Annotated in this window: 10 protein-coding genes; 6 read left to right on the top strand and 4 right to left on the bottom strand. The window is 47.9% G+C overall.

Features of this window, described 5'->3' with window-relative positions; translation table 11 throughout:
- Positions 1-41: 41 nt before the first annotated feature.
- The gene (locus SC206_RS21865; RefSeq protein ID WP_332740804.1) at positions 42-749 is read right to left on the bottom strand and encodes an HAD family hydrolase; all 708 of its coding nucleotides are present in this window, start codon (positions 747-749) and stop codon (positions 42-44) included.
- A 517-nt stretch (positions 750-1266) separates the two neighbouring features.
- Between SC206_RS21865 and SC206_RS21870 the strand changes: the two genes are divergently transcribed.
- Positions 1267-2535, top strand: coding sequence for a serine hydrolase (locus tag SC206_RS21870; RefSeq protein ID WP_332740807.1), 1269 nt, complete (start codon positions 1267-1269; stop codon positions 2533-2535).
- A gap of 100 nt (positions 2536-2635) precedes the next feature.
- On the opposite strand, the gene ybjG is transcribed toward SC206_RS21870, so the two are convergent.
- Positions 2636-3241, bottom strand: coding sequence for an undecaprenyl-diphosphate phosphatase (gene ybjG, locus SC206_RS21875; RefSeq protein WP_332740809.1), 606 nt, complete (start codon positions 3239-3241; stop codon positions 2636-2638).
- Between the two features lie 468 nt (positions 3242-3709).
- Entirely contained in the window at positions 3710-4255 is a 546-nt protein-coding gene (locus SC206_RS21880; RefSeq protein WP_332740811.1) for a cysteine hydrolase family protein, read from the bottom strand.
- 389 nt (positions 4256-4644) lie between these two features.
- Between SC206_RS21880 and SC206_RS21885 the strand changes: the two genes are divergently transcribed.
- Entirely contained in the window at positions 4645-4890 is a 246-nt protein-coding gene (locus tag SC206_RS21885; RefSeq protein WP_332740813.1) for a hypothetical protein, read from the top strand.
- 190 nt (positions 4891-5080) lie between these two features.
- Here SC206_RS21885 and SC206_RS21890 read toward each other — a convergent pair whose 3' ends face one another.
- Positions 5081-6763, bottom strand: coding sequence for an aspartate:alanine antiporter (locus SC206_RS21890; protein ID WP_332740815.1), 1683 nt, complete (start codon positions 6761-6763; stop codon positions 5081-5083).
- A gap of 256 nt (positions 6764-7019) precedes the next feature.
- On the opposite strand from SC206_RS21890, the gene ybjM reads away from it, so the two are divergent.
- The 4 genes from ybjM to SC206_RS21910 all read left to right on the top strand — a co-directional run bounded on the left by ybjM (position 7020) and on the right by SC206_RS21910 (position 11671).
- On the top strand, positions 7020-7454 hold the full coding sequence (gene ybjM, locus SC206_RS21895; protein ID WP_332740817.1) for an inner membrane protein YbjM: 435 nt from the start codon (positions 7020-7022) through the stop codon (positions 7452-7454).
- A 923-nt stretch (positions 7455-8377) separates the two neighbouring features.
- The gene (locus SC206_RS21900) at positions 8378-9262 is read left to right on the top strand and encodes an NAD(P)-dependent oxidoreductase (RefSeq protein ID WP_332740819.1); all 885 of its coding nucleotides are present in this window, start codon (positions 8378-8380) and stop codon (positions 9260-9262) included.
- A 197-nt stretch (positions 9263-9459) separates the two neighbouring features.
- Positions 9460-10542: an ABC transporter ATP-binding protein gene (locus SC206_RS21905; RefSeq protein ID WP_332740821.1), complete on the top strand. Its 1083-nt coding sequence runs from the start codon at positions 9460-9462 to the stop codon at positions 10540-10542.
- A gap of 64 nt (positions 10543-10606) precedes the next feature.
- A complete protein-coding gene (locus tag SC206_RS21910; RefSeq protein ID WP_332740823.1) occupies positions 10607-11671 on the top strand; it encodes an ABC transporter substrate-binding protein in 1065 nt (354 codons plus the stop codon).
- Positions 11672-11673 lie beyond the last annotated feature (2 nt).

Genomic DNA, 11673 nt, shown 5'->3' on the forward strand with positions numbered 1-11673 from the left:
GATTGAATGCCTGATGAGAATGGAATTTTAAGAGCTGATTTTTAGGAAATGACTTTCTGCCGAACGGGATGACGTAACCAATCAATGCTTGGCCAACCTTTCTCTTCGGCAAGAGTACGCAGCGCCTGACAGCCGTTAACCACGGTAGGGCGGTCAACAAACTCGAGCAGCGGCAGGTCAAAAATCGAATCGCTATAGGCAAAGGTGTGAGCAAATTTAGGCGTGTCGGGCTGTGCCAGCCACTGTTTCAGGCGCTCAACCGTGCCCTGATGAAAGGTAATGTCGCCCAGCGTTTCGCCGGTAAAACAGAGAGGATCGGGGTTGAGCTCGGGCTGTACGGCGAACACCTGCTGTATTCCGAGCCTTTTAGCTATCGGCATAACTAAATGTTCACCAGAAGAAGAGACCAGCGCCACCATGTCACCACGTTCGCGATGCCAGGTAATCTGCTGACGCGCCTGCGGATAAAGCCGAGGCATGATATCGCGATGAACGAAACGTTCCACCCATCCTGACACTGTGCGACAGTGATATCCGCGCATCGGCGTTAAAGTATCTTTCAAATAACGGGTCACAGAATGAGGATCGGGCGGGGCGTCGCTATAACGGGTCACGGTAGACATCTGCCGCTGGTGATGCTGTAACGTTGCGGTGGAAGTATAGCCTTGCGAGACCAGCCACTGAAGCCAAAGGCTGGAACTGTCATCGCAAATCAGCGTTTTATCGAGGTCAAACAGCGCTAAATCCATAACCGGTCCCCGCTTATCAAGACGATGGTTTCAAAACGATGGCTTGATGGCATTTCTCTTAGTCGACATATTTGAGGTTAGCGGAAAAACCGATGAACACTAGGGGGGCTTAAGCAAATTTTTAGTAAAGCTTGTGACCTTTAAACCGACTAGGCTCAAAAATCACATCTGATATTTTTCTGAGTTCACCTTAATGTTGATGAAGCGTTTAGAATCCTTCGTGATTGACGTTCCTGGCTTTGCCTGCGGAGGGAGCACTAAAAAAATTTGTGGTTTTTGTATATAAATCGACTCATTAGAGAGTGTAAAGCAGGCAAAAGCGCATTAAAGTCTACTATTCATAGAAACTTTACAATGGAATGGTTTCTTATCAGCGGCTAAAACGTTAGTTTTTAGTTCGGTAAAGCCGTCAAGCCAAGATAATTCTGAGTTTAGGAGTATTTTGACTTCCAGCAAATCAAGATCTGATTGAAAGATAACCAAATTTCAGTTACCCGGACAGAAGCGCTAATAACCTATGACAATATCTCTCTTATCCAAACGGAACCTTCTTTGTACGTTCAGCGGCACCGTTTTTCTGCTGACGTTTCCCACTGCGCATGCCGATACGGCACCGGCTAAATCGGTCGCGCTAACCCCAACAACCGCTACGCCGGGTGCGCCGGCCGCGCCACAAATTAACGCAAAATCCTGGGTACTGATGGACTACGGCAGCGGCAAAATTATTGCCGAGTCGCAGCCTGATGCCCGCCTCGATCCTGCCAGCCTCAGCAAGATCATGGTCAGCTATGTGGTCGGACAGGCTCTGAAATCGGGCAAAATCCACGAAAGTGACTTGGTCACCGTGGGTAAAGATGCCTGGGCCACCGGTAATCCAGTGCTTCGCGGCTCTTCTTTGATGTTCCTTAAACCTGGCGATCAGGTGCCGGTATCTGAATTAAACAAAGGCATCGTTATTCAGTCGGGGAATGACGCCAGTATCGCGTTGGGCGATTACGTTGCCGGAAGCCAGGACGCTTTTGTCGGGCTGATGAATCGCTATTCCCAGCAGCTTAATCTTAGCAATACGATGTTCAAAACCGTACACGGGCTGGATTCTGACGGGCAATATACTTCTGCTCGCGACATGGCGCTGCTCTCCCGCGCGCTTATCCACGACACGCCAGAAGAGTACGCGCTTAACAAAGAGAAAGAGTTTACCTTTAACCGAATTCGTCAGGTTAACCGTAACCGCCTGTTGTGGAGCACCAATCTTAGCGTAGACGGCATCAAAACCGGCTACACCTCGGGCGCGGGTTACAATTTGGTCTCTTCGGCTATCGATTCCAACGGCATGCGCCTGATTGCCGTGGTGATGGGCGCGCCGAGCGATCGTGTGCGCTTCAACGAAAGCGAATCGCTGCTGACTTGGGGCTTCCGTTTCTATGAAACCATCACCCCCATTAAAGCTGCCGATGCCTTTACCACCCAGCGGGTCTGGTTCGGCGCCGATAAAACTGTGCCGCTTGGCGTAGCAGAAGATGCTTCGCTGACCTTCCCGAAAGGCCAGCTCAAGAATCTGAAAGCCAGCTTTACGCTTAATAATCCGCAGCTTGAAGCGCCGATTACAAAAAATCAGGTTGTGGGAACGATCAACTTTTCACTCGACGGCAAAGTCATCGACCAACGTCCGCTGGTGGCGAAAGCCGATGTACCGGAAGGCGGCTTCTTTAGCCGAATCATCGATTTTGTGATGATGAAAATTAGTGGCCTTTACGACAGCGTATTTGGAAAAACCGCTTCATAAGCGTGATCGACCACGTTGACGTGTTATGAAAAGCAAAACAAAAGGCGAGAAATTTATCCTCGCCTTTTTACATTCTAAACCGAAAGCGTAAAGCCTAATACTATTCGCGCACCCAGCCTTTACGTATAGGCAGGGCAAAACTGAAACGGTAGACTTTATCCAGCATACCGCTGATTACGTTGCCAAAAAGATTCCAGACAAGCTGGGAGAACAGACAACCCAACATGCCTACCAGCAATCCACCCAGCATATCTAGCGGCCAATGCACGCCGACGTAAACGCGAGACCAGGCGATGCCGAGCGCGACCACCAGAAAGATAGCGCCTGACCACACGCGATGCCAAAACAGAAAGGCGAGGGCAAAGGTGAAGATGGCGGTGCCGTGATCGCTTGGGAAGGAGCTGTCGGCTGCGTGGTGCAAGAAGGTGTAGCCAAAGCCTTCCATAAACGGACGCGCATGCGGAAACAGTTCGGAAAGTGTTTTTGCACAGGTCATGGCAAAGATTAGCGCAATGGCTGTTTTACTGACTAATTCTCGCTGAAAGGCGATGTGGTGATGATGTCCCCAAAGATAAAGTGCGACGATCAGCACCGGGACAATGAATATCAAATCGTTTGCCAGGAAAAGCGCGATACTTAACAGCCACGACGGCGAGTCTGGTGTCGCATTGATCCAGGTAAACAGCAAATGGTTAAGCTGTTCCATATATACCCTCATCTTTTACCGGCAAAATAGGCGCCGAAAAATTATTTTTATCAAAACTGGTCACTTTCAAAACTGGTCATGTTCAAAACTGATCATTGTCCAAACTGGTCATTTTCAAAACTGTATTAACGAGTCCTTAATCAATAAGCCCTTCACCAGACTGCTAAAATAGGCCTGAGTTCAACGTTAGAGAGTTATTCTGCTAGCGTAAAGTAGTGACATTCCTAAATTAACTTCTATTTAACTTCTGTCTAGGTTGGAGAATTGCTTGATTGTAAAAGCATTATATTAAGAAAACCTTAAGGTATTGAAGGCCTGATCTCGTGTGAAGCGTTATTCAAGACTTGTCCTAAATAACATCAGCTTACATCGAATAGTAGAGTAGAGTCGCTACAGGAGTCATGGAATTTGCTCCTGTAGCGAAGGAGTGGGGAAGTTAAAGGAATGAGAAACAGTTTATCGCCGACATTATTGGGCAATAAACGCGTCGGTAGAAACCACCCGAGCAACAGGCCCATTGAGGCACGCATTGTGATGGCGAATAATAGCTTCGGCGCTTAATTGATCGGTATTTATACAGCTGTGTGCGTCAGATATAAGAATCGGCTTGAATCCATAGGCTGAAGCAGTGCGGCAGGCAGTATCTACGCAATATTGAGTTTTAAGGCCGACAATAACCAATTCACTGACTTTTTGTTCGACTAATAACTCTGCGAGCGGGGTGTTATCAAAACAGCTGGCACGTGATTTATCGACAACTATATCTTTATCAGCGTCAAAATTAAGTTCTGGGACAATATTCCAGATAGCTTCTCCTTTCGCGAAAGGTGAACCCGGTGGGCCTGCATGACGAACGAAAATAACCGGCAGGTGCCGTGAATGAAAATGTTCAGTTAATCGGTTTATATTATTCAGCAACTCTTCGCGATGAAGGGGTAAAGGCTCAACTGAGCATTGACCGATTTGCATATCGATAACTAACAGCGCCTGCTTTGAAGAGGAATTATTTTGCATGGTTTTCTCCTTGTTAAATGCCATTAGGTCAGGAGAAAAGCACCCCTGCCTAGTCGGCGGGGCTAAAGTTGTTTTTAATCAGTGCACTAGGTCTTAGACACCGCGCACCACAACTCGCGACCCACCATTGATGGTGATCGTTGTCGTGTGCGTGCAGGTCAGAGCGGTTAAATAATTCATAAATTGACTATGCCATGAGTTTCTTAAAACGCAAATTAAACTTAACTTATTGAAAGCGCTATTTTAAGTCCAAAGCCCATTTGGAAACATTTGTTTACTTTTGTAGATAAAGTTCCTACTCAAAGCGTGGAATGTTTGACTAACATTAGAAATGGTTAACTAACATCATGATGGATGACGTTAATGACCATTTTTAAAAGGGAGTGAACATGTCTACTGTTTCTGAATTTGAACAGTCATGCCGAGATCAAATTGCGATTTTATTTATATCTGAAATCTTGAATCGGCTTGGCGTCATTGAGGCAGGTAAAGTTTTAAATAACGTGTCAAAGAAAGTAGATGAGGAACAAGACGAGGAAGTAAAACACCGTTTACAGACTTACATTGCCGATTTAAAGGCAAGTTATATGGAAGACTCTTCGACCACGACTTCTAAGTGGCTCAATCGCGGCTAAAAATTTGCAAGAAAAAACCCGGTAACCTTGAACCTAAACAGGCGGGGTTAACGGGCTCTCCAATATGGGGACTTCTAAGAAAAGCAGTGGCAATAAATCAGACTACGCCAATTCTTAAAAGTTCTGGGCAGTTTAAAAAAAACAGAAAAATTTATTGTTTTTTATAACTGTTTTCCTCTCAAGGCGTTATTCAGCCTCCGGGCCAGATTATTACCATCATCGTACCGGCTAAAGTCAGCAGAACGTTGGCAATTGCATAAGTACCGGCATAGCCGAGCGCAGGAATATTGCTGCGTGCGGTATCGCTGATAATCTCCATGGCTGGCGCACAGGTTCTTGCACCCATAATCGCGCCAAACAGCAGGGCGCGGTTCATGCGCAAAACGTAAGCGCCAAAAATAAAGCAGATGATAACCGGCACTAAACTCACGATGAGACCCGAAAGCAGCATTTGTCCGCCGACTGCGCCCAGACCGTGATTAATACCTGCGCCCGCGCTAAGACCCACGCCCGCCATAAATACCATTAATCCGAACTCTTTCACCATATTAAGCGCACCCTGCGGGATATAACCGAAAGTAGGGTGGTTGGCACGCAGGAAGCCCAGCATAATACCGGCAAACAGTAAGCCCGCCGCATTACCGATTCCGAAAGAGATGGTCTTGAATTGGAAAGTGACGAGACCAATCATCAGGCCGACGATAAAGAACGCACAGAAAGCGAGCAGATCGGTGACTTGGCTATGAATGGAGATAAAGCCGATACGTTCCGCTACGCTTTTAACGCGTCGTGCGTCGCCGCTTATCTGCAAAACATCGCCTTTATTCAATACGATGCTGTCATCAATAGGCATTTCAATCTGGCTGCGGATCACTCGATTCAAGAAGCAGCCGTGATCGGTTAGATTTAGCTGGCTTAACCGTTTACCCACGGCATTGTTGTTCTTGACGACGACCTCTTCCGTCACGATGCGCATATCGAGCAGATCGCGGTCGAATACTTCTTTGCCGTTTCGGAAACTTGGATCGAGGCGTGAATGCGCATCGGGATAACCGACCAGGGCGATTTCATCACCATTTTGTAAAACGGCGTCGCCATCGGGTGTAGCTAGAATTCCATTACGACGAATGCGTTCGATATAACATCCGGTTTGGCGATAAATACCTAGTTCACGGAGATTTTTACCGTCGGCCCAGGCAACCAGCTCTTGCCCAACGCGATAGGCGCGAATAACGGGCAGATAAACTTTACGCTGGCTATCAGTATCCAAACCTCTTTCGCGCGCTATTTGCTGGGCGCTGGTAGAGAGATCTTGATGCTGAAGTTTCGGCAGATAGCGTGCGCCGAAAATAAGGCTGACTAAGCCTATCAAATAGGTCAGGGCATAACCCAAACTAAGATTGTCGAGCTCCGGTCCGAGAATTTTTGGGCTGCCCAAGGTATTTCGCAGCGTGTCGCCCGCGCCGACCAATACAGGCGTTGAGGTCATTGAGCCTGCCAACATACCCGCCGTGAGTCCGATGTCCCAGCCAAAAAATCGGCCAAGCCCAAAGGCGAGCAGCATGGCGGTGCCGACCATAACCAGCGCCAGCATCAAATAATTTTTGCCATCGCGGAAGAAAATAGAGAAGAAGTTAGGACCTGCCTCGACGCCAACGCAAAATATAAATAGCATAAAGCCGAGATTAAGCGCCTCGGTATTTATGCTGAAATGTTGTTGTCCGAGCAAGAGGGAAACGACTAAAACGCCAATGGAATTACCTAATTGAACCGATCCTAAGCGAACTTTACCTAGGCAAAGGCCGAGCGCCAATACCACAAAGAGTAAAAGGATGTAGTTACCATTTAACAAACTAGCGACATTTATATTCACAGAGTATTACTTATTGGTTACCAGCAATTTATTGAAATATATAACAGCAACAGATAAATTCAATGAGGCGACTTAACGACGAGTATTGCCTATGGATAAGTTACTTTTGCTACTGTTTATCCGAAATTACGTGTTTATCCGAAATTACGCGCACTATTCTAGACCTTGCACCGTCGGACAGCCAGTCCTGTCCCGTGTTTAACAGTAAAAACAAGTAAGTATCCCAATGGATCAGGGTTAAGCCTCTGCTTTTGTCATGCAAAACTACCTTTACCTGCCGCTGCGGGCGCTCATCAGCGTCGCTGCGGGGGTTCATAAACAATGGAGAGAGGACATGAGAAGGTATTTCCCCCTTTTATGCGGCGCAGTACAGGCAATATTATTTTTAATTGTTTTTGTTTCGTTAAAAGGTCATGTCATTACTGTTAATAGAATTATTCCGCAGGGTGATTTATGCATGCTTCTTTATCTGGTGCCTGGAATAATTGGCTGCATGTTAAGCCGGGGTGAAAACTTTTTGAGTCTATTTATTAGCGCGCTGATTAGCGTGCCTTTGTGTTTAATTATTCGACATTTCTTTTTGCTGGAAATACGCAGCTATTGGCAGGAGCTGGCTTATTTGATTAGTGCGGTATTTTGGTCAATGTTAGGGGTGATGTTCGTAACATTGGGAAGAATGAGAACTTCGTAAGATTTGGAATCTTACTGCAATTGCATTAGAAACTTTTGAGGTCAAGGTTAAGGTCAAGGTCAAGGTCAAGGTCAAGGTCAAGGTTAATGCCAAGGTCAACAGCATGCGCTTCGCTTACTGGGCGTCGGCCCAGACCGACCAAAGGCCCGCAGTCGCGCGAGCCTCTGGACTCCGCGCTCTTTCTCCCTCGCGACAAGAAGGAGGCAAAAAAATGAGATCGTTTCAGGCACATCAGTGCGTGGCGTAGGTCGCGGCGCTTCGCGCTCCCGTCACTACCCTCAGAAGCCAAAAACGTCTTCTTCACTCCGTTCCGCGCTGCCCCGATGCCGCCAATTACAGCTTCTACAGAAAGGGCGGAATCCTTACTGCGGTCAAGGGCCGATCTCTCAAGATACTCTCTATTAAACAACCTCATACTATGCCGACCTGATGCCGCCAATTATAGCTTCTACAGAAAGGGCGGAATCCTTGCTGCGGTCAAGGACCAATCTCTCAAGATACTCTATATTAAACAAATTCATACTATGCTGACCCGATGCCGCTCCTAAAGCAAGGGCGGAACCCTTACTGCGATCAAGGGCCGATCCCTCAAAATAAAAGACATTGTTTGTTAAAAACCTTTAACTATAGTTACAACATACTTTAAGAGATACCAAATCAAAGAGGCACGGTAATGTCTCGTTATAATAGTTACAACATACATATTATGATGTTTTCAATTTGTCCGAGCATAAATCATCGGTAGCTTGGCAGGGGGTTGTGTGGCGGTGAAAGGAATTTTTCGTCTTATGCATCATTTTATTGGCAAAAACAAAGTTTGAAATAAAAAAGCCGTTTTTATTTCGTGCATTCCTGCTAGCCTTTTACTCATTCATGTTTATGAAAATCATGCATTCATGTTAATGGAAATTTGAGGAGTAACAATGAGTCAGCAACCGACCGTCGCAGTGCTAGGTTTAGGGGCCATGGGCCACGCGTTTGCCGCTAACCTCGTTAAAAAGGGTTTTACGACGCGCGTCTGGAATCGTACCGCATCTAAAGGCGAAGATTTAGTGGCGGCAGGCGCGGTAGCGGGTAAAACGCCGCGCGATACCGTTGAAGGCGTTGACGTGGTTATCTCAATGTTAGCCGATGGGCAGACAACTCAGTCTGTGTTTACCGGCGACGACGGGCTGCTCGCAGGCCTGAAGCAGGGCGGTATTGTGGTGCAAATGGGTACCATCGGCGTTGAAGCCACGGAAGAATTGATTGCACTGCTTAAAGAAAAGCGTCCGGACGTGGTGTTCTTCGACGCACCAGTTTCTGGTACCAAAGCGCCGGCCGAACAGGCGCAGATTGTGGTGCTGGCTAGCGGCGATCGTGAAGCAGGGGCGGCGGTTGAGCCCGTGTTTGCAGCGATTTCCAAAGGTGTGAAATGGTTGGGTGAAGCAGGTCGCGCGTCGAAAATGAAGCTGGTGGTCAATGCCTGGCTGATTTCGATGGTTGAAGGCATCGCCGAAAGTTCGCAGCTGGCCGAAGAGCTGGGCTTCACCACCGATGAGCTGTGGAACGTGCTCGACGGCGGGCCGCTGGCCGTGCCTTATATTAAAGGCAAAATGGAGATGTTTAAAACCAGCAATTACGAGCCGCAAATGCAGCTGACGTGGGCGCTGAAGGATATCAATTTGGCGCTGAAAGCCAGTGGATCCCGCACTTTGCCAGTGATGCAAAACATCAGTAATACCTGGCAGAAAGCCGTTGATGCAGGCTATGGCGACAGCGATCTGGCGGTAGTTTATCGCTACTTGGGCACCCAAAACGCCAAGTAAAACATCATGGTTTAATCTATACCGCCGTGGTGAAAATCGCGGCGGCGTACTCTATTCCCCGTCTTTTGTGTGTCATTCTCCCTTCATTTCATCGTCACATTGCTTTAATAAATCTGTCATCCAATCTCGCTAGTTTTATCCCATCGCTACTTTTTTGAGAACGACGTTCTTACTGTAAAACATGGGATGTTGAATTAATGTCTGCTATCGAAATTGCCCATCTTTATAAATCTTTTGGTTCCCATCAGGTATTAAACGATGTGTCGCTGCATATTCGCCACGGCGAATTCGTGGCCGTACTCGGCCCGTCTGGCTGTGGAAAAACCACGCTGCTGCGAACCATTGCAGGCTTTGAGCCAGTTGATAGCGGCACGATTACGCTGGGTGATAAAACGGTTTCGTCACCTGAAAAACATCTCCCGCCGGAACAGCGCCAACTGGCGATTGTGTTTCAAAACTATGCCCTTTGGCCGCACATGTCGGTTGAAGAAAATGTCGCTTACAGCTTAAAAGTCCAAGGTGTGAAAAGTGCCGAACGCCAACAGCGCACGGCTAACGCCTTGATGCAGGTAGGATTAGAGAACTTTGCCTCGCGACGTCCGGCCGATTTGTCGGGAGGACAGCGGCAGCGCGTGGCATTGGCGCGCTGTCTGGTCGCGCATCCAAACGTGGTGCTGCTTGATGAGCCGCTTGCTAACCTTGATGTTCATCTGCGCGCGGCGATGGAAGAGGAATTTGCCCACTTTCATCGTCAAACGGGCGCCACACTTCTTTATATTACGCACGATCAGCAAGAGGCGATGGCGATTGCCGATCGCGTGGTGGTCATGGACGCGGGCAGGGTGATGCAGTTTGCCGCGCCGCAAACGCTATATCTCGAACCCGCTAACGAAATGGTCGCGAAGTTTATTGATGATGGCCGCGTGATAGAGGTCGAAAATATTCGCCCTTGCGGCGGCGGGATAGCCGAAGCGACGCTGCTTGGCGTCACCTATCGCCTGCGTGCCAGCGTGGAACAGCGCTCACAGTCTCGCGGTAAAGTTTGCCTTCATGCCGCCTCTTTACGTCAGGCGACTAATGATGAGCCCAGCTTTTCAACTATTATAAAACGTATAGTCTTCCGTGGTGCGTACAGCCAATTGGACGTACAGCCCGACGGCGCGCCAGAGTCGCTGCTTTCGCTGCATCTGGTTGATGTTAATCAACTAAGGGTGGGCGACAGGCTGCAATTGACCTTAAACGACGGCTGGATTCTTCCCCATTGTGAATCATCTTATTAATAAAAACGGTTAACAGTTTCCATCATTTTGCGACTTCTTAATAAAGAATCAATAAGGACACGCCATGCACAGCCCTACCGTCAGCGATAATAAAAATAACCGCCTTTCTACCATTTTCAGTTTCATTCCAACCACTGCTGCCAGCGCAACCGCCATTGCCGGTTTACTGCTCGGTACATTAGTCGTTCCTCAGTTAGCTTTCGCCGATGAGGCGCCAAGTGGCAAGCTGGTCATTTATACCTCGCAGGCCCCTGAAACTGCTCAACAAACCATTGATGCCTTCAAAGCGGCTTATCCCGGCATTCAGGTTGAGTGGTCGCGCAATGGCACCACGCAGCTGATGAACGTTTTGCATACTGAAATGATGGCGGGCGGCGTTAAGGCCGATGTGCTGTTGGTCGCGGATTCAATCAATCTTGGCGCGTTGAAGAAAGAGGGCAAGCTAATGGCTTATCCGCAGGCGCCGGTGGGTAATATCAAAAGCGAATTTTACGACAAAGATAAAACGTGGTTCGGCACCAAAATCATCGCTACGGTGATTGGCTATAACACCAAAAATGCCAAACCGGTGGATTCATGGCTGGCACTTACCGACGCCAGTAATAAAGGTCAGGTTGCTGTGCCAAGCCCGCTTTATTCCGGTGCGGCGCTGTATAATTTACACACCGCTATTAATACGCCGTCTATCGGCTGGGATTTTTATCAAAAACTGGCCGCTAATGATATTAGTCCTGAAGGCGGTAACGGCCCTGCATTAAAAGCAGTGGCCAGTGGCTTGGCTAAATATGGCGTTATTACCGACGCCGATATTATTTTGGCAAAAAAGAAAGGTTCGCCAATCGATTTGGTCTATCCGAAAGAGGGCGTGTCATTTGTCACCGAGCCGGTGGCGATTCTATCTTCAACCCACAATATTCCCGCCTCGAAGGCTTTTGTTAATTTCCTGCTCTCGAAACAGGGGCAAGAGTTGGTGGTCAAGCAGGGCAATCGACCGATTGACGAAAATATCGCCGCGCCCGAGGGTTTTGAGCCGATCAGTAAAATTAAATTGCTGACCCTTGATTCTGACAAAGCGGTCGACGATGACAAACAGGTACGCGCTAAATTTACCCAAATTTTTGGTGGCTGATT

This window comes from Rouxiella sp. T17, from assembly GCF_036663475.1.
GTDB lineage: Bacteria > Pseudomonadota > Gammaproteobacteria > Enterobacterales > Enterobacteriaceae > Rouxiella.